The sequence below is a fragment of the Brotaphodocola sp. genome, assembly GCF_983179755.1.
The window spans coordinates 43,607-65,173 of the sequence record NZ_CFAHBC010000014.1 but is presented as its reverse complement, the minus strand read 5'-3'; the positions used below and the strand labels follow the sequence as shown (position 1 = coordinate 65,173).

Annotated in this window: 16 protein-coding genes, 1 tRNA gene and 1 other RNA gene; 17 read left to right on the top strand and 1 reads right to left on the bottom strand. The window is 48.6% G+C overall.

Annotated features, from left to right (window positions below; all coding sequences use genetic code 11):
• Nucleotides 1-169: 169 nt before the first annotated feature.
• The 11 genes from AC4EVX_RS07160 to AC4EVX_RS07110 all read left to right on the top strand — a co-directional run bounded on the left by AC4EVX_RS07160 (nt 170) and on the right by AC4EVX_RS07110 (nt 12,392).
• Entirely contained in the window at nt 170-1,516 is a 1,347-nt protein-coding gene (locus tag AC4EVX_RS07160; protein ID WP_490159866.1) for an MATE family efflux transporter, read from the top strand.
• A 182-nt stretch (nt 1,517-1,698) separates the two neighbouring features.
• Nucleotides 1,699-1,782 (top strand) — tRNA-Leu (locus AC4EVX_RS07155).
• A 363-nt stretch (nt 1,783-2,145) separates the two neighbouring features.
• The gene (locus AC4EVX_RS07150; protein WP_177976989.1) at nt 2,146-2,889 is read left to right on the top strand and encodes an ATP-binding cassette domain-containing protein; all 744 of its coding nucleotides are present in this window, start codon (nt 2,146-2,148) and stop codon (nt 2,887-2,889) included.
• Nucleotides 2,886-3,806 (top strand): SufB/SufD family protein, encoded by a 921-nt coding sequence (locus AC4EVX_RS07145; protein ID WP_177976990.1) that lies wholly within the window; start codon nt 2,886-2,888, stop codon nt 3,804-3,806. Before AC4EVX_RS07150 ends, AC4EVX_RS07145 begins: the two co-directional genes overlap by 4 nt.
• Nucleotides 3,807-4,271: 465 nt before the next feature.
• Entirely contained in the window at nt 4,272-6,074 is a 1,803-nt protein-coding gene (gene dnaG, locus AC4EVX_RS07140) for a DNA primase (RefSeq protein ID WP_177977008.1), read from the top strand.
• Nucleotides 6,075-6,242: 168 nt separating this feature from the next.
• Entirely contained in the window at nt 6,243-7,367 is a 1,125-nt protein-coding gene (rpoD, locus tag AC4EVX_RS07135) for an RNA polymerase sigma factor RpoD (RefSeq protein WP_177976991.1), read from the top strand.
• An 84-nt stretch (nt 7,368-7,451) separates the two neighbouring features.
• Nucleotides 7,452-8,177, top strand: a complete 726-nt coding sequence (locus tag AC4EVX_RS07130) for a tRNA (adenine(22)-N(1))-methyltransferase (RefSeq protein ID WP_490159865.1) — start codon at nt 7,452-7,454, stop codon at nt 8,175-8,177.
• Nucleotides 8,156-8,953 (top strand): Nif3-like dinuclear metal center hexameric protein, encoded by a 798-nt coding sequence (locus AC4EVX_RS07125; protein WP_177976992.1) that lies wholly within the window; start codon nt 8,156-8,158, stop codon nt 8,951-8,953. Before AC4EVX_RS07130 ends, AC4EVX_RS07125 begins: the two co-directional genes overlap by 22 nt.
• A gap of 158 nt (nt 8,954-9,111) precedes the next feature.
• Complete coding sequence (locus AC4EVX_RS07120) at nt 9,112-10,767, top strand: nucleoside kinase (RefSeq protein ID WP_177976993.1); 1,656 nt, start codon at nt 9,112-9,114, stop codon at nt 10,765-10,767.
• Between the two features lie 92 nt (nt 10,768-10,859).
• Nucleotides 10,860-11,207, top strand: an RNA gene (rnpB, locus tag AC4EVX_RS07115) — RNase P RNA component class A.
• A 171-nt stretch (nt 11,208-11,378) separates the two neighbouring features.
• Nucleotides 11,379-12,392, top strand: coding sequence for a hypothetical protein (locus AC4EVX_RS07110; protein ID WP_177976994.1), 1,014 nt, complete (start codon nt 11,379-11,381; stop codon nt 12,390-12,392).
• A gap of 13 nt (nt 12,393-12,405) precedes the next feature.
• On the opposite strand, the gene AC4EVX_RS07105 is transcribed toward AC4EVX_RS07110, so the two are convergent.
• Nucleotides 12,406-14,382 (bottom strand): ABC-F family ATP-binding cassette domain-containing protein, encoded by a 1,977-nt coding sequence (locus tag AC4EVX_RS07105; RefSeq protein ID WP_177976995.1) that lies wholly within the window; start codon nt 14,380-14,382, stop codon nt 12,406-12,408.
• Nucleotides 14,383-14,655: 273 nt separating this feature from the next.
• On the opposite strand from AC4EVX_RS07105, the gene AC4EVX_RS07100 reads away from it, so the two are divergent.
• The 6 genes from AC4EVX_RS07100 to AC4EVX_RS07075 all read left to right on the top strand — a co-directional run bounded on the left by AC4EVX_RS07100 (nt 14,656) and on the right by AC4EVX_RS07075 (nt 21,530).
• Complete coding sequence (locus tag AC4EVX_RS07100) at nt 14,656-15,342, top strand: redox-sensing transcriptional repressor Rex (RefSeq protein WP_177976996.1); 687 nt, start codon at nt 14,656-14,658, stop codon at nt 15,340-15,342.
• Between the two features lie 136 nt (nt 15,343-15,478).
• Nucleotides 15,479-17,032 (top strand): NAD(P)H-hydrate dehydratase, encoded by a 1,554-nt coding sequence (locus AC4EVX_RS07095; protein WP_177976997.1) that lies wholly within the window; start codon nt 15,479-15,481, stop codon nt 17,030-17,032.
• Between the two features lie 147 nt (nt 17,033-17,179).
• On the top strand, nt 17,180-18,364 hold the full coding sequence (gene alr, locus AC4EVX_RS07090; protein WP_177976998.1) for an alanine racemase: 1,185 nt from the start codon (nt 17,180-17,182) through the stop codon (nt 18,362-18,364).
• 197 nt (nt 18,365-18,561) lie between these two features.
• Complete coding sequence (locus AC4EVX_RS07085) at nt 18,562-18,927, top strand: type II toxin-antitoxin system PemK/MazF family toxin (RefSeq protein ID WP_177976999.1); 366 nt, start codon at nt 18,562-18,564, stop codon at nt 18,925-18,927.
• A 267-nt stretch (nt 18,928-19,194) separates the two neighbouring features.
• Nucleotides 19,195-20,133: a transporter associated domain-containing protein gene (locus AC4EVX_RS07080; RefSeq protein WP_177977000.1), complete on the top strand. Its 939-nt coding sequence runs from the start codon at nt 19,195-19,197 to the stop codon at nt 20,131-20,133.
• A 215-nt stretch (nt 20,134-20,348) separates the two neighbouring features.
• Nucleotides 20,349-21,530: an extracellular solute-binding protein gene (locus AC4EVX_RS07075; RefSeq protein ID WP_177977001.1), complete on the top strand. Its 1,182-nt coding sequence runs from the start codon at nt 20,349-20,351 to the stop codon at nt 21,528-21,530.
• The last annotated feature ends 37 nt before the right edge of the window (nt 21,531-21,567 follow it).

Below are 21,567 nucleotides of genomic sequence, written 5' to 3'. Positions count from 1 at the left end.
GGTACGCACGGTGGTGTGAGAGGACGGCGGTTAGTCACCGCCTCCTACTCGATTACTAAGGAGAACTTTTTATTCCGAATGGAATGGAATGTAAGGGACCATAAGGAAAGAAATAAAGGTGTAATCGAAGGAAAAAGTTAGAGAGATCAGAGAAAGGCGGACAAGAAGGGTGAATAGAGAAGCAGAATATTTGATTCGGGAGACACCGGCGAAAGCGTTGTTTCAGTTTGCATTGCCGATGATGATTGGCAACCTGTTTCAACAGTTGTATACAATGGTGGACTCTGCAATTGTGGGGCGATATGTCGGGGAGCAGGCGCTAGCAGCAGTTGGAGCTTCGTATGCGCTGACGACGGTATTTATCTGTGTTGCGATCGGTGGAGGAATCGGAGCCTCGGTTATTGTCAGTCGGGCATTCGGTGCAAAGGAATATGCCAGGATGAAATCTGCGCTTTACACAGCATGCCTTGTTTTTCTCGGGGTGGCAGTTCTTCTGGCAGGCTTTGGACTTACGTTCAGCCGACAGATTATGACCGCGTTAAATACACCGGCAGATGCGTTAGAGATTGCCGTGCTTTATCTCAATATTTATTTTTATGGATTGCCGTTTCTGTTCATGTACAACATTGAGTCCTCGATGTTCAATGCACTTGGCAAAAGCCGGATTCCGCTGTACTTTCTGATTTTCTCTTCGATTTTTAATGTTGTGCTTGACTGGATTTTAGTCACGCAGTTTGCAATGGGAGTTGCCGGTGTTGCGTGGGCGACTTTTTTGGCGCAGGGTGTCTCCGCAGTGCTCTCATTTCTTGTCTTGTTACATGAATTGAAGCCGTTTCCGGCAGATCATGTTCGCCTGTTTGATGCATCGGAACTTTCGGAGATGGTGAAGATTGCACTTCCATCAATTCTGCAACAGTCCACGGTCTCGATCGGAATGATGCTTGTACAGTCGGTCGTGAATGGGTTTGGATCAGAGGCACTTGCAGGCTTTTCTGCGGCAATGCGAATTGAGTCGATCTGCTGTGTGCCGATGAGTGGAATCGGAAATGCACTCTCGTCCTACACCGCACAGAATCTTGGGGCAAACCAGCCGGAGAGGGTTCGTGCGGGATTAAAGTCGGCGAGCGGGATGGTACTCTTTTTTGCCGTGAGCATCTGTCTGTGGCTTGAGATCTTTCATGATGGTCTGATGTCACTTTTCCTCGGAACAGACGGCACAGCAACTGCGCTCTCAACCGGAAATGGCTATCTGACGTTTATGGGATGGTTTTTCTGCCTGATTGGATTTAAGATGGCAGTTGATGGAGTTTTGCGTGGAGCAGGAGACACGAAGATGTTTACGGTGGCCAATCTGGTCAACTTAAGTATCCGCGTGATCGTTGCCTTTGCATTGTCTCCTGTCTTTGGCATTTCGATGGTCTGGTGTGCAGTTCCGCTCGGTTGGTTTGCAAACTGGGCGATTTCCTATCGAGAGTATCGAACCGGAAAGTGGAAACACACGATGAGACACGCATAAAAAAGGATAGATGGAAGTGAAAGAAAATCTGTTACCGTTTGTACAATGCATGAACGGTAGCAGGAAAACGGGAAAATGGTCAAAAACAGTTAAAGTAAGAAAGAAAACAGTTGACTTTTTTACAGAGACACGATATAATATCATTCGTTGGTTCGGCGGGCACCTTGCCGGAGCAACGGTTTGCAGAAGTGGCGGAATTGGCAGACGCGCACGGTTCAGGTCCGTGTGGTAGCAATACCTTGAGGGTTCGACTCCCTTCTTCTGCACGACAGAAGAGAGAAAGCAGAGAACAAAGTGATGAGTTCTCTGCTTTTTTTGTATAATAGGAAATTGCATCCGATCATATAAAAAATGCTCCGCGAGTATGCGCACTCGGCATATTCTTTTATATGAAATAACAGGTTTTCTTGTAAAACCGACTAAGTTGGTATATAATAGACTTTGACGGTAAAAACAGGAAAACAAAAAAGAGAACAAAACCAATTAATTAAGATTAATTAACATAGAAAACCTGTAAAGTCCGGCAAAAAGAAATCGTATAGAAGGAAAAATGTATCTCAGAGTCTGGTGATTGATCGAAAGAAGAGATTGGAAGATTCAGATGTATACAAAGATGTATGGAGGGAGTTATGCTGACATTAGAGAATGTGTCCTTTGAAGTACCAGGAGAAAAGGGACAAAAAGAGATTATCCGCAACATCAGCTTAAATGTGGATGATCACAAGTTTGTGGTAATTACGGGTCCGAACGGAGGAGGAAAGTCTACGCTGGCGAAGCTGATTGCGGGTATCGAGCGTCCAACTTCGGGAAAGATTTATTTCAATGGTGAGGACATCACCGATAAGACGATTACGGAGCGTGCAAATCTGGGAATCAGCTTTGCATTCCAACAGCCGGTTCGCTTTAAGGGAATTCAGGTACTTGACCTGATTCGTCTGGCAGCTAAGCAGAACCTGTCTCCGGCAGATGCCTGCAAGTATCTGTCTGAGGTTGGTCTTTGTGCAAAGGATTATATCAATCGAGAGGTCAATGCAAGCCTTTCCGGTGGAGAGTTAAAGCGTATCGAGATTGCGACCGTTCTGGCAAGAGGAACAAAGCTGTCGGTATTTGATGAGCCAGAGGCAGGAATCGATCTGTGGAGCTTCCAGAATCTGATTCAGGTGTTTGAGCGGATGAGAAAGCAGACGGACGGTTCAATCCTGATCATTTCCCATCAGGAAAGAATTCTGGACATCGCAGACGAGATCGTTGTGATCGCAGATGGACAGGTGAGCAAGCATGGCGCAAAAGATGAGATTCTTCCGGGACTTCTTGGCACGGCATCGGCTATGAATCCCTGCGACAAATATTACCAGGGAGGGGCACAGGCATGATTGACGAGATTCAGAAGCATATTCTTGAGGAGGTAGCAGACCTTCACAGCGTTCCAGAGGGCGCATACAACATCCGTGCAAACGGTCAGATGGCAGGAAGAAATACGACGGCGAACATTGACATCGTATCCAAGACGGATAAGAGCGGAATCGATATCCGCATCAAGCCGGGCACAAAGCATGAGAGTGTTCATATTCCGGTTGTTCTGAGTGCAAGTGGACTCAAAGAGGTTGTATACAACGATTTCTATATCGGAGAGGACTGTGACGTTGTGATTGTGGCAGGATGCGGAATTCACAACTGTGGAAATCAGGATTCTCAGCATGACGGCGTTCATCGCTTCTTTGTTGGAAAGAATGCAAAAGTGAAATATGTGGAGAAACATTATGGCGAGGGTGATGGAGATGGAAAGAGAATTTTGAATCCGGTCACCGAGGCATATATGGAAGAGGGAAGCACGATGGAGATGGAGATGGTCCAGATCAAGGGTGTGGATTCCACGAACCGCATGACGACCGCAGAGCTGGCATCCGGTGCAAAGCTTGTTGTCCGTGAGCGCCTTTTAACTCATGGAGACCAGCATGCAGTCAGCGGATACACCGTGACTCTGAACGGAGATGACGCAAGCGCAGATGTCGTATCCCGTTCTGTTGCAAAGGATCATTCTTATCAGAAATTTGATTCCCGCATTGTCGGAAACGCAAAGTGTACCGGTCATACCGAGTGTGACGCAATCATCATGGGAGATGCAAAGATTCTTGCAATTCCTCAGCTGGAGGCAAATAACATCGATGCGGCTCTGATCCATGAGGCAGCAATCGGAAAGATCGCCGGCGAGCAGATCATTAAGCTGATGACGTTAGGACTTACCGAGGAAGAGGCAGAGGCTCAGATCGTCAACGGTTTCCTGAAATAAAGCAGAGAGTGAGATTGAATTAGAAAAATTCAAAAAAGACTCAAAAAAAGAGAGACTAAAAAGGACAGCAAGGCAAAGGAAATGAAAAATCTGATTGCTTTGCTGTTTTTGTATTATTGGTATTAAAAATTCAGAAAATATGATATAATAGGCGCAAAAGAGAAACAAGCGACTGCGGTAGCAGGCATTTGTTTCTCTTGCGCCATTAACGAGCAAACAGCCTGTGTGAACAGGCGGGGGAGTGCGTTAGCACGGGTTTGCGAGTGTATAGTAAAAAAGAAAGATTCACGAGTGGCGAATGGCGATCACGATAGCTACGAAGTAGCGTTAAGTACCGAAGGTACGGATCTTGATCTAATAGGCGCAAAAGAAAAATATTAACCAATTTAAGAATATACAAACAGAATGGAGAAGAAGTTACTGTTTGCAGACCGCGTGGACAGTAACGAGCAGAAAGGAGTCGAGATGTATTATCCGGAGGAAGTAATAGAGGAAGTACGAACGAGAAATGATATTGTGGACATTGTTTCTCAGTATGTAAATCTGCAAAAAAAAGGAAGTAACTATTTTGGACTTTGTCCGTTTCATAATGAGAAATCTCCGTCCTTTTCTGTATCTCCTCAGAAACAGATGTATTACTGCTTTGGGTGCGGAGCGGGCGGAAATGTCATCACGTTTGTGATGGAATATGAGAACGATACATTTCCGGAGGCGATGAAGCGTCTTGCTGATCGGGCAGGCGTAAAACTTCCGGAGATTGAATATACTCAGGAAGAGCGCGCAAGAGAGGACAAACGCTCGACCATCTTAGAGATCAATAAGCTGGCGGCAAACTACTTTTACTACCATTTGCATCAGCCTCACGGAAAGATCGGATATGAATATTTCAAAAAGCGAGCGCTCAGCGACGATACGATCCGCAGATTCGGGCTTGGGTTTGCGAACAAGACGGGAAATGACCTCTATCAGTATTTGCGCTCAAAAGGATATGGAGATGAGATCCTCAAAGAGTCCGGTCTCGTGACGATCGAGGAGCGCGGAACCTATGACAAGTTTTGGAATCGTGTGATGTTTCCGATCATGGACATCAATAACCGTGTGATCGGTTTCGGAGGGCGTGTGCTCGGGGATGGAGAGCCGAAGTATTTAAACTCCCCGGAGACGATCGTGTTTGATAAGAGCCGAAATCTGTACGGGTTAAACTACGCGCGGACGAGTCGGGAAAATTATATCCTGCTCTGTGAGGGATATATGGATGTGATTGCGATGCAACAGGCGGGATTTCAGAATGCGGTGGCTTCGCTTGGAACGGCGTTTACATCTCAGCAGGCGATGCTTCTGAAGCGTTACACAGAGCTTGTGATCCTCACCTACGACAGCGATGGCGCAGGGGTGAAGGCAGCACTTCGTGCGATTCCGATTTTGAGAAATGTCGGAGTTTCCGCAAAAGTTCTGGATTTGAAGCCGTACAAGGACCCGGATGAATTCATCAAGAATATGGGAGCAGATGCGTTTCGGGAGCGGATTGCAGATGCAAAGAACAGCTTCCTCTTTGAAATTGAGGTCCTCAAGCGAGACTACCAGATGCAGGACCCGGAGCAGAGGACAAAGTTTATCCATGCGACGGCGGAAAAACTTCTTGAATTCACTGAGCCATTGGAGCGGGACAATTACATTCAGGCGGTTGCAAGAGAGCAGATGATTTCGTACAAGGATTTGAGAAGTCTTGTGAATCGTCTCGGACTCAGCCGTGGTCTTGGAGAACGCTCGAGTCAAAATTCCGAATATGGAAATTCTGGAAGTGGTTTAAATGGTGGTGGAAATAGGGAGCGAAAGAAGAAAGTCGATAAAGATGAGGGAATCCGACGTTCCCAGCGACTTCTTCTGACCTGGCTGATTGAGAAACCAAAACTTTTTGAGAAAATTCATGGGATTATCGGACCGGATGACTTTGACGAACCGCTCTATCATCAGGTGGCAGAGATGGTATTTGCAGAACAGGAGAAGGGAAATCTTAATCCGGCAGAAATTCTGAATCATTTTATCAATGATGAAGAACAATACAAAGAGGTGGCTGGACTTTTTCACGCAAATTTGAAGGAATCCCTGAATAATGAGGAGCAGAAGAAAGCATTTTCGGATACCGTGCTGAAAGTGCGCAAGCACAGTCTGGATGAGGCGAGTCGACATGCAGTGGATATTGTGCAGCTGCAGAAGATTATTCAGGAGCAGGCATCCTTAAAAACTCTTCATATTGAGATTGACTGATTTAGACGACAGATATGAGATAGTTAGATGATTACGAGAGAGGCGATTGACGGGATCGACAAAGGATGATTCATACGATTCATATGGTATCGGTGTAAGATAAGATTTATACAGGAAAGTAGAACGACGGAACTTTGGGAACACATCTTATGGAAAGGGCGGATAACTATGGAAGAACAGAAGCAGACGCAGACATTTGAGGAAAAACTGACGCACCTTGTGGAAGAGGCACGCAAAAAGAAAAATGTGCTGGAAAATCGGGAGATTCTGGATTTCTTTCGCGGAGAAATTCTGGACCCGGAAAAACTGGATCGAATTTATGAATTCCTGGACCGCCATCATGTAGATGTCCTGAGAACGGAAGAGGAAGATGAGATGGACCCGGATCTGTTTTCTGAGGAAGATCTTGAGGATGAGGAGGAGATCGATCCGGAGAAGATTGATCTGTCTGTTCCGGAAGGCGTCGGGGTTGAAGATCCGGTTCGCATGTATTTAAAAGAAATTGGAAAGATTCCGCTTCTCTCCACCGATGAGGAGATTGAGCTTGCAAAGAAGATGGAGCTTGGAGATCAGGAGGCGAGAAAACGTCTTGCGGAGGCGAATCTGCGCCTTGTTGTCAGCATTGCGAAGCGCTATGTGGGACGGGGAATGCAGTTTCTTGATCTGATTCAGGAGGGAAATCTCGGGCTGATCAAGGCGGTCGAAAAGTTTGATTACCGGAAGGGATACAAGTTTTCGACGTATGCGACCTGGTGGATTCGTCAGGCGATCACGCGTGCGATTGCCGATCAGGCGAGAACGATCCGAATTCCGGTACACATGGTTGAGACGATCAATCGTCTGGTGCGCACCTCGAGACAGCTCGTTCAGGAACTTGGACGGGAACCAACGGTTGAGGAGATTGCAAAGCGCATGGAGATTCCGCCGGAGCGCGTGCGCGAGATCCGAAAAATTTCTCAGGACCCGGTTTCTCTTGAGACCCCGATCGGTGAGGAGGAAGACAGTCATCTCGGAGATTTCATTCAGGATGATCATGTCGCCGTTCCGGCGGAGGAGGCAGCGTTTACGCTCCTGCATGAACAGCTGATGGAGGCGCTCTCGACACTGACGGAGAGAGAGCAGAAAGTGCTTCGCCTGCGTTTTGGACTTGATGACGGAAAACCGAAAACGCTTGAGGAGGTCGGCGGAGAATTTCATGTGACGAGAGAGCGAATCCGCCAGATTGAGGCGAAGGCACTGCGCAAACTGCGCCACCCGAGCCGATGTCGGAAATTGAAGGATTATCTGGATTAAGACAGAATATTTATTATTTTATTTATAGATGGAATAGTTATTGTTTATAGAAGAAAAGATTATGGAAAGAGAGATACAGATTCCGTGCAGATAAAATTATCAAAGAGACTTGAGACAATTGTGGAGATGGTACCTGTGACCGGAGATGACAGCTGTGTGGCAGACATCGGAACGGATCACGGCTTTGTGCCGATCCGTCTGATGGAGCTTGAGAAAGCGGGACGGGCACTTGCGATGGATGTGAGAAAGGGACCGCTTCAGCGCGCGCAGGAGCATGTTCTTACATGTGGGATGCAGGATCGGATTGAGACGAGACTCAGTGATGGCATGCAGAAGCTGCAGGCAGGAGAGGCGGACACCGTTGTGATTGCCGGAATGGGCGGAGAGTTGATGCTTCGTATTCTGAAATCGGCAGATCCGGCAGTCATTGCCGGGATTCGGACATTTCTTCTGTCCCCGCAGTCGGAACTTGCAATTTTCCGTCATGGTCTGGAAGACCTCGGACTTGCGATCCGCGAGGAGAGGATGCTTGAGGAGGACGGAAAGTACTACACAATCATGCGCGTGGAACACGGAAAAATGCATGCTGATTCTGAGGCAGAATATCGTTATGGCATGTGTCTGACGGAAGATTCCGTTCCGGTTCTGAGAGAGCTTCTTGAGAAGGAAGAGCGACAGTATCGGGAGATTGCAGACCATTTGAATAAACAGGAGAGAGAGGGCGCGAAAGCTCGATTGGAGGAGATTTCCGTGCTTTTACAGCAAATTGAGGAGGCAAAACAGAAATTATGCAGTGCAGAGAGATCATAAAGGCTTTGGATGAGCTTGCTCCGCGGGCTTATGCCTGTGACTGGGATAATCCGGGATTTCTGGCAGGACGGGCAGATAAGGAAGTGAAGACGATTCTGGTTGCTCTCGATGCGACGGATGAGGTGATCGATCAGGCGCTCCGAATTCATGCAGATATGATTGTGACTCATCATCCGTTGATTTTCCGGGCACTCAAGCAGGTCAATGACGAGCAGTTTATCAGCAGACGGATTGTGAGAATGATTCAGGCAGACATCAGCTATTTTGCGATGCACACGAATTTTGATATTGCGCCGGGATGTATGGCAGATCTGGCGTCCGAGAAAATTGGTTTAAATGCGGAGGCACCGCTTGAGATAACGGTGCAGAATGAGCATGGAGCCTGTGGAATCGGAAAGATCGGTGAGCTTCCCAGGGCGATGACGCTCGAGCAGATCGCACAGCAGGTAAAGACTGCATTTGATCTGCCGTTTGTGACAGTGTACGGAAGTCAGAAGATTACCGGAGATATTCAGCGTGTGGCAATCTCACCGGGAGCGGGCGGAAGCATGGTGCAGATCGCGATTGCTCAGGGTGCAGAAGTTTTGATTACCGGGGACATCGGACATCACGATGGAATTGATGCGGTGGCGTGTGGAATGGCAATCATCGATGCGGGTCATTACGGTCTGGAACATATTTTTATTCCGTTTGTGGAAGCGTACTTAAAAAAGACATTTTCCGATCAGATCAGTGTGATCCAGGCAGATCCGGCATTCCCGGCGGTAATTATGTAATAAGGGCAAAAGAAACACAAGCGACTGCGAAGTAGACATTTGTGTTTCTTGCGAGTGAAAAGGAGGCGAAGGAATCAGCATTTGTAATATTATGTAGTATATAGTGTGTAGCGTGCAGTGTGAGTCAAGCAATGGATGGACAACAGGAGGATGGGCAAATGATTCATGTGACAGTAGAAGGCGAAGCGAGGGAGTTTGAGGAAGAGACCCTCCTTATGGATGTGGCAGCACTTTATCAGAGAAAATTTGAATATGACATTCTTCTCGCAAGAGTGAACGGAAAACTTCAGGAACTGCATAAACGCGTCAAGGATGGGACGGAGATTACGTTTCTGACTGCGAAGGACAGACCGGGTATCATGACATACCAGAGAAGTGCGGTTTTGATTCTCTTAAAAGCAATCTATGAGGTGATCGGCAAGGATCGCCTGAAAAAAGTTGCTGTGGATTTCTCGATCGGAAATGGGCTTTTTATGGAGCCGATTGGAGAGTTTGAGGTGACAACGGAGATGGCGGAAAAGATCCGGGATCAGATGCGCGCCTATGTGAATGCATCGATTCCGATTATGAAGCGGAGCATGAATACGGATGAGGCGGTGGAACTCTTTCATCAGCATAAGATGTACGACAAGGAGAGACTGTTCCATTACAGAAGGGTGTCCCGCGTGAACATTTACAGTATTGGAAAGTTTGAGGACTACAACTATGGATATATGGTGCAGAACACCGGATATATTCAGTATTTCGATGTGATTGCATACCGGCAGGGGCTTGTGCTTTTACTTCCGGATTCCTCCAATCCGACCAAGATTCCAGAATTTCAGCCACAGGAGAAGCTCTTCTCTGTCCTGAAAGAGGCGAAGGACTGGGGAAGAAGCCTGAAGATTCCGACGGTCGGATCGTTAAATGAGCAGATTACAAAGGGAAAGCTCAATGATCTGATTCTGATTCAGGAAGCGCGGATGGAAAAGAAGATGGGCGATATTGCCGAGATGATCAAGAATCAGCCGGACAAGAAATTTGTTATGATTGCAGGTCCGTCCTCCTCCGGAAAGACGACGTTCTCTCACCGACTTTCGATTCAGCTTCGCGCAAATGGTCTTGTCCCGCATCCGATCTCGGTCGACAACTATTTTGTCAATCGTGTGAACAGCCCGAAGAATCCGGATGGAAGCTACAATTATGAGGTGCTTGAGTGCCTTGATGTCGAGAAATTTAATCAGGACATGACAGACCTTTTAGAGGGTAAGACGGTTCAGCTTCCGGTTTACAATTTTGTGACCGGGGAGCGGGAGTATCAGGGAGACTGGCTGACGCTCGGCGAGAACGATATTCTGGTTATCGAGGGAATCCATTGCCTGAATGAGAGACTCTCTTACAGTCTCCCGAGAGAAAATAAATTTAAGATCTATATCAGCGCGCTCACCCAGATTGGAATCGATGAGCACAACCGAATTCCGACGACGGATGGGCGTCTGATCCGACGAATTGTCCGTGACGCGAGAACGAGAGGCGCTTCCGCTCAGGATACGATTCGGATGTGGCCGTCGGTAAGACGCGGGGAGGAGGAAAATATTTTCCCGTATCAGGAGGAAGCAGATGTGATGTTCAACTCCGCTCTCGTCTATGAGCTCGCAGTGCTCAAGCAGTTTGCAGAGCCGGCGCTTTTCAGTGTTCCGCGCGACAGCGCAGAATATGTGGAGGCAAAACGCTTGCTCAAATTCCTAGATTACTTCCTCGGAGTTGGCTGTGAGAACATTCCGCAAAACTCGATTCTTCGCGAGTTTGTCGGTGGAAGCTGTTTCCGCGTGTAGCTCGAAATCATGCGCCAAGGCTTTGCAGGTGTCGATGGGAACACGAACACTTACTTGACAGTTTTAAAAAGCAATGGTAGAATAGACACGTTTGAGCAGGACAGATGGTCGCTGCCACAAGACCGAAAGGTTGTGGGAGAGGAAAGTCCGGGCTTCACAGGGCAGGGTGCCAGATAACGTCTGGCGGAGGTGACTCTAGGGACAGTGCAACAGAAATATACCGCCGGCTTGCGCCGGTAAGGGTGGAAAGGCAGTGTAAGAGACTACCGCCTGGCTGGTAACAGGCAGGGCACATGTAAACCCCACTCGAAGCAAGACCGAACAGAAAGCATAAGGCGGCCCGTCTGCTTTCGGGTAGGTCGCTTGAACCAGATGGCGACATCTGGTCTAGATAGATGACCATCCAACGACATAACCCGGCTTATCGTCCTGCTCATTCAAAAAGAGTGCGTGAATGGGCGCACCGGAAATAGGAAAAGATTTTAGAGCTCTCCGCACCGCGGGGAGCTTTTTGTATAAGAAAATAAAGATTAAATAAAATTCAGATAAGATCAGGACAAGACAGAAGAACGAAGAAAGAAAAGAGAAACATTTAGAAAGGACGGCTTTCAGTGGCAAAATACCGATGTGCATATGTGTGGCAATCCGGATTCCGGCGAATTTTAAGCCTGTTACTCAGCACAATGTTTATTGTGTTGTCTGCGGGTGAGAGCTGGGCGATGGAGGCACCGGGGGATGGGAGTAGTGACTGGATTTACAAGAATTACCACTGGTATTATCGAGATTCGGATGGAAGCAATCACACCGGATGGCTGAAATATGGTGGAGAGTGGTACTGGTTTTCGGAAAATGGAGAGATGGCGGACGGAGGAAGTCTGGCGATCAACGGCGTGACTTACTATTTCTTTATCAACGGACATATGGCGAGAAATCAGTATCTCGGACTGGAATTTTTCGGTGATGACGGACAGCACCAGAGCGATGGGGATATCCGGACAATCGGAAATGCGGATGTCACGACCGAACAGAAGGATCTGATCACCGATGCGCTCTATCTTGTCCCCCGCGGGTGGTTGGAGCGTTTTGTGAGAGATGGCTGGCAGATTATGTTTTACACGAAAAAGAAGTATTTCTCCGCACCGTCGACGGATCTTGGAATCTATTATGTCTATCACAGCATGGATTCCGAGTATGAGAAGGTGAAGACGACAAAGCCGGAATCTCTTCTTGAGGCAATGTGCGAGTATGTGGGATATGCGTCCGGCTGCTATAAGAGGGGCGATGCGCGAATGGAGGCGCTGTGGAATGCCTACCCGGTGCTTCAGGGAATTCTGGAGATTCCGGATTACTATGCGAGTGACAGCAAGTTTTATTTTGGAAAACTTGTCTCGACGTATCTGGAGGGAGAGAAGACGGAGGAGATCCAACGGATTGCCCCCGAAGTCGGTGAGGTAATTGAGGAGATTCTTCACGAGAATGACAGTGAGGAAGAAAAGGAATATTGCAGACAGCGGGCGGAACTTGCGAGACAGGAGGCGGAAGCCTATCAGGAGCGCGTGAGAGCGGAAGGTGGACCGGGCATCAACCAGGAGACCGGGGAGGTGCAGGCAGAAGAGAAAAATTAGAAAAAGAGCTGGCTTATTCAGCCAGCTCCTCCCACTGTGCATAGAGCGTTTCCAGATTCGTCTGGAGCGCTTCTTTTTCTTTGTTGAGTTCGACAAGGCGGGAGACATCGGTATAGATTTCCTCCTGAGTCAGGAGTTCATCGATCTCGGCATCCCGGGTCTCGAGTTTTTCGATCTCTGTTTCGATCTTTTTCAAATCATTCTGACGTTTACGGATTCTCGCCTGTTCCTCTTTCTGGGCTTTCCAGTCCTGCTTGGTGTCGGAAGCGGTATCTGCGCCGTTTCCTGCTGTTGAGGAAGCGGAGGTCCAGACGCTCTTTCCGACTCCCGGGATCTGCTGGGCAGAGTTCTGCGCATTTGCGCCCGGGGCGTAGAGATCGGTCATCAGCTCTTTCTTCTCGAGATAATAATCGTAATTTCCGATGTAGTTGATGAAGGTCTGTCCGGTCAGTTCAAGAATTCGCGTCGCCGTCTGGTTGATGAAATAACGGTCGTGGGAGACGTAGAGCACAGTTCCGGTGTAGTTCTTGAGCGCTTCCTCGAGGATCTCCTTGGAGGTGATGTCGAGGTGGTTTGTCGGCTCATCGAGGATCAGGAAGTTCGCCTCGGAGAGCATCAACTTTGCGAGGGAGACACGCCCACGCTCGCCACCGCTCAAGTCCGAGATACGCTTGAACACATCGTCCCCGGTGAACAGAAAGGCTGCCAAAATGTTTCTCACCTGCGTGTTGCTTAAATTCGGGTAGGCATCCTGAACCTCCTCAAACACAGTTTTCTCCATGTGAAGAACGTGGTGCTCCTGATCGTAGTAACCGATGTGAACCTTCGAACCGAGCGTGATCGTGCCACCGTCGGACGGGAGCATGCCGTTGATGAGTTTTAAGAGGGTTGTTTTTCCGGTTCCGTTGTTTCCGATGACAGCGACGCGCTCCCCGCGCTTGACATCGATGTCGGCATGGGAAAACAGAGTCTGGGAACCGAAGGATTTGCTTAAATCGCGGATCGTCAGGACATCACTTCCACTGACGATATTCGGCTCAAGTTTGATGCGCATCTCATCGCTGATCTCGGCAGGTTTGTCGAGAATCTCGATCTTCGAGAGCATCTTTTCACGGCTCTCGGCGCGTTTGATGGATTTCTCGCGGTTGAAGGATTTAAGTTTTGCGATAACCTCCTCCTGATGGCGGATTTCCTGTTGCTGGTTCAAATATGCCTTCATCTGGGCGGAGCGGATCATCGCTTTCTTTTCGCTGTAATCCGTGTAATTTCCGAGATAAGTCGTACTGCGCCCGTTCTCAAGCTCCACGATCTTAGTCACGACGCGGTTTAAGAAATAGCGGTCATGGGCAACGATGATAACGGCACCGTTGTATCCGCGCAGATAGTTCTCAAGCCAGGAGATCGACTCCATGTCGAGATGGTTTGTCGGCTCGTCAAGAAGGATCACATCCGGCTTCGAGAGAAGAAGACGACCGAGGGAGACACGGGTCTTCTGACCACCGGAGAGCGTGGAGACCTGCTTGTCAAACTCATCCTCATTGAATCCGAGACCTTTTAGAACACCGACGATCTCGCTCTTCCACGCATATCCGTTTTCAAGCTCAAAAGTGTGGTTCAAACGGCTGTAAGTGGAGAGCATCTGCTCAAGCTCTTCCCCAACGGCATCGCGCATCTGAAGTTCGAGACTGCGGATCTGTTCCTCCATCTCAATAATCGGGCGTTTGACTTCTTTCAGTTCTTCATAGATTGTGCGCCCGCTCTCGAGATCCTGATGCTGAGCGAGATAGCCGAGCGTCTTTCCGCGGGAGAGAACGGATTCTCCGGTATCCGGGGAGAGCTCTCCGACAATAATTTTTAGAAGGGTGGATTTGCCGGCACCGTTGATTCCGACAATCGCAGCCTTCTCCTGATCCTCTACATGAAAAGAGACATCCGACAAGATCTGGTCTGTTCCGAATGCCTTGCTGATATGGTTGCAGGATAATATCATAAATAAAACCTCATTTCTTGTTTCTCAATTTCGTAATTCTTGTTTCTTAAAACGCTCTTGTTGCTGTTTTCTTTGATGTTATGGTTTGCCTGCCATTTAAATGGAGATTTAGGCATACTATGAAAAGTATAGTATAAATCCTTCAAATTTTCAATAAAATCCGTTACGGTTCGTGTAACGCGTCAATAGAGGCATATAAACAGTTTGACATAAAAATGGCAAACGGTTATAATAGAAAATAGTTGACAGACAGTAGAGAGGTGGCAGTGAAGCATGGAAGGCAGAGAAATTTCAAAGGCGGTGATTACCCGTCTGCCCAGGTATTACCGTTATCTGGGAGAATTAATGGAACTTGGAGTGGAGAGAATTTCCTCCAATGAGCTGAGTTCCCGGATGAAAGTGACGGCATCACAGATCCGTCAGGATTTGAATAATTTCGGTGGATTTGGTCAGCAGGGATATGGATATAATGTAAAATATCTATATAACGAGATCGGAAAAATTCTTGGAATTGACCGGAAACACAACCTGATTATCATTGGTGCCGGTAATCTGGGACAGGCGATTGCGAACTATGCCAATTTCGAAAAACGTGGATTTATTATCAAGGGAATGTTTGATATCAATCCGCGTCTGATTGGACTTGTTGTTCGTGGCATTGAGATTCGCGGAGTGGATGATCTTGAGCAGTTTATCCGTGACAACAACGTGCAGATGGCAGCACTCACGATTCCTAAGACAAAGGCTCCGGAGATTGCAGACCGTCTGGTAAGTGCGGGAATCAAGGCAATCTGGAACTTTGCGCATGTGGACTTGAATGTGCCGGATGATGTTGTGGTAGAAAATGTGCATCTGTCTGAGAGTCTGATGCGACTTTCTTATCGTGTGTGCCGTCTTCAGGATCAGAAAGAGGAGCAGGAGAGACGCGCTAAGGAGAAGAAAGAGAAGGAAAGGAAATAAAGACATAAAGAGAGACGATTCGGGAATATCCCCGGAATTGTTTTGCACATGATGTGGCGGATACCGGCAGGAGAAAGAGCATGTCTCATTTCGCCTGCCGGTTTTGCTTGTATGATCGAGGACAGGAGGCGGACGGATGAGGTACTTTGTGACCGGTAAACAGATGAAACAGATTGATCAGGACACGATAGAGCGGATTGGGATTCCGTCACTTGTCCTGATGGAGAGGGCAGGGTTAGCTGTTGCGGATGCAGTGGAAGAGATCATAACTTCCGGTCATCCGGACTTCTCTGCCCGAGATAAAAATAAAAAGAATGTACGGATTTTGATTGCCTGCGGAACGGGAAACAATGGAGCCGATGGCATTGTTGTCGGAAGAATCCTTCACGGGCGAGGATATGAGGCAGTGGTATTTCTTGGCGGAAATCCGGAACACGAGACGGAGGAGCACCGCAGACAGCAAAAGATTGCCGAGACACTTGGCGTGACGATGATGCGGAAAACGGAAGATCTGTCCGGTAACTGGGATGTGATTGTGGATGCGGTGTTTGGCATCGGACTTGCGCGGGAGATCACCGGGGAGTGGAAGAATATTCTGGAACAGCTCGCCGAGATTGCAAAGCGCGACGGCGCCAAGGTGGTTGCCACGGACACGCCGTCGGGAATTCATTCCCAGACCGGTCATGTGATGGGAACAGCACTGAGGGCTGATCTCACTGTGACATTTGGCTACGGAAAGACGGGACTTTTCCTCTATCCGGGGCGAAACTATGCCGGCAAGGTGCGTGTCGCGGACGTCGGATTTTCCGATGTCAGCCTGGAGAGAGTCGGCTGGGACTGCAAGTCGCTGGAGGAGTCTGATCTTGCTGATCTGCCGGTGCGCCAGTCGGACGGAAATAAGGGAACGTTTGGCAAAGTTCTCGTGATCGCAGGAAGCCGGGGAATGAGCGGGGCGGCGTATTTCAGCGCGCTTTCCGCATACCGGACGGGTGCAGGGCTGGTGAAAGTCCTGACGGTTTCCGAAAACCGGGCAGTGATTCAGACGCAACTTCCGGAGGCGGTTGTCTCCGTCTATGATCCGGATCAGATCACGGCGGAGGAGCACTCGACGGATTTTCTGAGGGAGGCGTGTGACTGGGCAGATGTGATTGTGCTCGGCCCCGGACTTGGGCAGGAGCCGTATGTGGAGTACCTTGTCGAGGCAGTTCTCGAGCACGCGTATGTGCCGATGGTCTTAGATGCCGACGGACTCAACACCGTGGCATCCCACCCGTATCTGACGCGGTATTTCACGGAAAATATCATTCTGACTCCCCATATGGGCGAGATGGCAAGACTCTGTTCCTGTCCGATCTCGGAACTCAAGGAAGATCCGGTTCAGGCGGTCAAGGCGTACAGCAGTCGCTATGGGGTGACCTGTGTGATGAAAGATGCCTCGACGCTGATTGCGGATAAGGATGGAACGGTCTGGTTGAACACGAGCGGATGCAGTGCGATGGCGAAGGGCGGTTCCGGAGATGTACTGACGGGAATTATTGCCGGTCTGCTTGCACGTGGCATGGACTGCGACCGCGCATCGGCATTTGGCGTTTACCTTCACGGTCTTGCCGGTGAGAGTGGATCGGCGAAATTTGGAGAAAATGGTGTGCTTGCGAGCAATCTTGCGGATGAGATTGCAAAGCTTGCGTAAATTTTGCGATAAGCGCCAAAATTGCAAGCAGAGAAGAGAAATTTGATGAAAAGAAAAATTTGACAAAAAGACCATTTCGATATATTAAATATAAAAGAAAGAAAAAAGATAACAGATACAGGAAACAAAAGGAGAATATACAGAAAAATGAAGATGTATACACGGGTCTGGGCACCGATTGATCTGGATGCGGTTGTTTATAATATGGAATCTATGAAGAAAAATCTGAATCCCGGCACAGAGATGGTCGGTGTCGTGAAGACGGATGGATATGGTCACGGTGCCGTTCCGATCGCAAAGGTGATTGATCCGTTTGTAGCAGGATATGCAGTTGCAACTCCGGAGGAGGCCTATGTACTTCGCCGTCACGGGGTTGCAAAGTGGATTCTCGTTCTCGGAGTCTCCCATGAGAGCCAGTATGAGGAGATGATTCGCCAGCAGGTTCGCCCGTCGATCTTTACGATGGAACAGGCAAAACCGTTCTCTGAGACGGCACAGCGCCTCGGCGTCAAGGCACCGATCCATTTCGCGTTAGACACCGGAATGGGACGCATCGGAATGACGCCGGATGAAAAGGGGGCAGACCTTGCAAAAGCGATTGCGGATCTTCCGGGAATCGAGACAGAGGGCTTGTTTACGCATTTTGCGCGCGCCGATGAGGCAGACCGGGAAGCGACCATCCGCCAGTATGAGCGCTATCAGCATTTCTGTGATCTGCTTAAGGAGCGGGGAGTCGAGATTCCACTTCGACACTGCTCGAACAGTGCGGCGATCATTGACTTTAAGGAGATGCATATGGGACTTGTGCGCGCGGGTATCTCGATCTATGGCATGTATCCGTCGGATGAGGTGAACAAGGATGCCGTTCCTCTGCGTCCGGTAATGAGCTTGAAGAGCCGGATTACTTATGTCAAGGAGATGGTTCCGGGACAGGAGATCAGCTATGGCGGACTTTACAAGGTCACAAAGCCGATGCGCGTTGCGACGGTTCCGGTCGGTTACGGCGATGGCTATCCGAGATCTCTGACCGGAAAAGGAATGGTGCTGATCGCGGGAAAGCGTGTTCCGATTCTCGGACGTATTTGCATGGATCAATTTATGGTCGATGTGAGTGAGATTCCGGAGGCGAAGGTGGATACCGAGGTGACTCTGATCGGAGAGGACGGAAATGATCGGATCTCGATGGAGGAGGTTGCAGACTGGTGCGGAGGCTTCCACTATGAGATCAGCTGTGACCTCGGAAAGCGCATTCCGCGTGTCTACTTAAAAGATGGAAAAGTGATCGGAACGAAGGACTATTTTGATGATCACTATGAGGGCTTTACAATGTGACGAGACACGGTTTTCCTGCATAAAATAATCACAGAAAGGCAATAATAGCTCTAAAACAGCTGTCCATATTCTTTTCTTTTGATTTTTCTCTGAGTCGTTTGTTTTATATGTTTTCTTTTGGAAACATGTAAAAAATACATAAGAAAACGGGTGGAAGAGAGAAAAGAGAGAAGCGGGACAGAGATGGAGTGAAATCAGTGATTATCAGACGAGGAGACATTTATTATGCAGATCTGCGCCCGGTGATCGGATCGGAGCAGGGCGGAGTCCGACCGGTTCTCATCATCCAGAACGATGTGGGAAACCGGCACAGCCCGACCGTGATCTGCGCGGCGATTACCTCAAAGATGAACAAGGCGAAACTTCCGACCCATGTGGAATTGTCCACGCGACGCTGTGATATGGTTCGCGATTCCGTGATTCTCTTAGAACAACTGCGGACGATTGACAAACAGAGACTTCGTGAGAGAATCTGTCATATAGATGAGGAACTTCTTGGAAAGGTCAACCGGGCGCTGATGGTGAGTCTGGAACTGCCGATTGAGGGGGAGCATTTGCAATAAGATTTTTTCTTTCTACATAAAGAAAGAGAAGGTGAATGTCTGTCAGCGCAAACTTATAACTCAGAGTGGATGTCCCCCTCCTCTTTAGGTGGGGGTATCACAACTCTTCTCAGGAGGGAGGCGGTTCGCGTCGCTTCGCCATTGACGAATCAGGAGAAATCAGGTACAATTACGGCAAAAAGAGATGTCGCAGAGCAGAAAAAGACAGGGGTTCCTGCTTTTTGTGTTTTGCGACATCTCTGTAAAAGAAAGGGAGTTTAGAGTCTTATGGACGAAGGCAGTTTGTCGTTGCCAATCCTGGTTGTCGTGGCGTTTGTCGCGATTCTGGCGGGAGTGACAATTCTGGCAATTCGTATCTACCGGAACCACAGACGTGAAAATGTGACAGAAGAAGATATTCGGACGATGGTGAGCGAAGGACAGGAGCAGGGAGTGTTAGAGAGCGGAGAGGCAGAGATGATCTCCAATATTTTTGAGATGAGTGATAAGCAGGCATGGGACATCATGACGAACCGCAAGAACATTGTGGCGATCGATGGTTCCCAGACGTTGAAAGAGGCTGCGGATTTCATGCTCAAGGAGTGCAGCAACAGTCGCTTTCCTGTTTATGGACAGGATCTCGATGACATTCTCGGAACCGTGCATCTGCGCGATGTGATGGTGCATGTGCAGAATCCTCATGAGGCGAGGATGGCGGTTGCGAATGTGCCGGGAGTGATGCGAACTGCTCATTTTATCCCGGAGACGCGCAATATATCTTCTCTGTTTAAGGACATGCAGTCGCAGAAGATTCACATGGAGATTGTGGTGGATGAGTACGGACAGACTGCCGGTCTTGTGACGATTGAGGATATTCTCGAGGAGATTGTCGGAAATATTATGGATGAGTATGATGTGGATGAGCAGTATATTGTCCGCGGAGAGGGCGATGCCCTGATTATGAGTGGAATGACCCCGCTCGAGGATGCGGAGGAGGAGCTTGGGATCTCCTTCACGGAGGAGGATCGCAACAATTACGACACGCTCAACGGACTGTTGATTTCCCGCCTTGACCGGATTCCGAAAGAGGACGAGCATCCAGAGATCCCGTATCTCGGTTTCCTGTTCTCGGTTTTGAAGGTGGAGGGAAGAATCCTTCACTCTGTCCGCGTGACGAGGATTGCGACAGATTCACAGAGTGAGGCAGAACTGGAAGATCATACCTAAAAACAGTCAGATCACATGTAAGAATGCGGAAAAATGGGATAAAATTTCGACATCTTTCCTGCACAATTTATAAAAAAACAAAATAAAACCTGTTAATATATACAAAAAACGATAAAAAGAGTTCAGAAAATCAGACAATCATACTGAAAAAAGGGTTTTCGCCCCTTCTCTTTTGTGATAGAATCAAGCTATCAGAAAAAAGGAGGGGTTTTATTATGAGGAAAAAATTGGCATTGTTGCTGGCATGTTCGATGTTGTTTGGACTGACCGGATGCGGAAACAGCAGTACCGGTTCAACCACAGCTCCGACTGAGGCACCGAAGACGGAAGAGACGACCGTTGCAGAATCTTCCGAAGCCTCCGCAGAGACAGGCGAGAGTGGAGATCTCGATGCTCTGATCGAGGCAGCAAAGGCAGAAGGAGAACTGACCGTGTATGGCTCCTGTGAGGAGGAGTATCTCTCCGCTGCCTGCCAGAACTTCGAGAAACTCTACGGAATCAAGACGAAATTCCAGCGTCTGTCCACCTCCGAAGTTTACACCAAGGTCTCCGAGGAGGCAGGAAAACCGTCAGCGGACGTATGGTTCGGCGGTACGACAGATCCTTACAACGAGGCAGTTGCAGCAAACCTGCTGATGCCGTATGAGGCGATCAATGCGAAGAACCTCATCAGCGATCAGTACAAGGACCCGACAAACTGCTGGTACGGAATCTACAAGGGCATTCTCGGATTCATGGTAAACACCGAGGAGATTGAGCGTCTGAAACTGGATGCACCGAAGACCTGGGATGATCTGACGAAGGAAGAGTATAAGGGTCTGATCATGATGTCGAACCCGAATACCGCAGGTACTGCAAAACTCGTGATCAACACGATGGTTCAGATGAAGGGTCATGACGAGGCGATGGAGTACTTCAAGGCACTCGATAAGAACATCGCTCAGTACACGAAGTCTGGTTCCGGTCCGTCCAAGATGGTAGGACCTGGCGAGTGTGTCATCGCAATCGGATTCCTGCATGATGGTATCTATCAGATTCTTCAGGGCTATGACAATATTCAGCTCATCGTTCCGGAAGATGGAACTTCCTACGAAGTTGGTGCAACCGCAATCTTCGAGGGATGCACCCATCCGAACGCAGCGAAGTTGTGGATTGAGTATGCACTGTCTCCGGATTGTGTAGACATGGCGAAGGACAATGGTTCCTATCAGTTCCTCGTTCTGAGCAATGCAGAACAGCCGAAGGAAGCAGAAGAGTTCGGTCTGGATATGAACAACACAATCGATTATGATTTCGCAGATGCAAAGGCAAACAGTGCGAAATATGTAGAAGATTTCTTCAATGCACTTGGAAGCTCTGCTGACAGTGCAGATTCGAGCAGATTCCTGACTGAGTAAGGTTCTCGTTCATGGAACGGCCGGTCAGCAATCATCG

What these genes read in the sequence shown, in the direction of transcription:
- AC4EVX_RS07150 (WP_177976989.1), top strand. Translation starts at nt 2,146, where the DNA reads ATGCTGACATTAGAGAATGTGTCCTTTGAAGTACCAGGAGAAAAGGGA.
- AC4EVX_RS07145 (WP_177976990.1), top strand. Translation starts at nt 2,886, where the DNA reads ATGATTGACGAGATTCAGAAGCATATTCTTGAGGAGGTAGCAGACCTT.
- dnaG (WP_177977008.1), top strand. Translation starts at nt 4,272, where the DNA reads ATGTATTATCCGGAGGAAGTAATAGAGGAAGTACGAACGAGAAATGAT.
- rpoD (WP_177976991.1), top strand. Translation starts at nt 6,243, where the DNA reads ATGGAAGAACAGAAGCAGACGCAGACATTTGAGGAAAAACTGACGCAC.
- AC4EVX_RS07125 (WP_177976992.1), top strand. Translation starts at nt 8,156, where the DNA reads ATGCAGTGCAGAGAGATCATAAAGGCTTTGGATGAGCTTGCTCCGCGG.
- AC4EVX_RS07120 (WP_177976993.1), top strand. Translation starts at nt 9,112, where the DNA reads ATGATTCATGTGACAGTAGAAGGCGAAGCGAGGGAGTTTGAGGAAGAG.
- AC4EVX_RS07105 (WP_177976995.1), bottom strand. Translation starts at nt 14,382, where the DNA reads ATGATATTATCCTGCAACCATATCAGCAAGGCATTCGGAACAGACCAG.
- AC4EVX_RS07100 (WP_177976996.1), top strand. Translation starts at nt 14,656, where the DNA reads ATGGAAGGCAGAGAAATTTCAAAGGCGGTGATTACCCGTCTGCCCAGG.
- AC4EVX_RS07095 (WP_177976997.1), top strand. Translation starts at nt 15,479, where the DNA reads ATGAGGTACTTTGTGACCGGTAAACAGATGAAACAGATTGATCAGGAC.
- alr (WP_177976998.1), top strand. Translation starts at nt 17,180, where the DNA reads ATGAAGATGTATACACGGGTCTGGGCACCGATTGATCTGGATGCGGTT.
- AC4EVX_RS07080 (WP_177977000.1), top strand. Translation starts at nt 19,195, where the DNA reads ATGGACGAAGGCAGTTTGTCGTTGCCAATCCTGGTTGTCGTGGCGTTT.
- AC4EVX_RS07075 (WP_177977001.1), top strand. Translation starts at nt 20,349, where the DNA reads ATGAGGAAAAAATTGGCATTGTTGCTGGCATGTTCGATGTTGTTTGGA.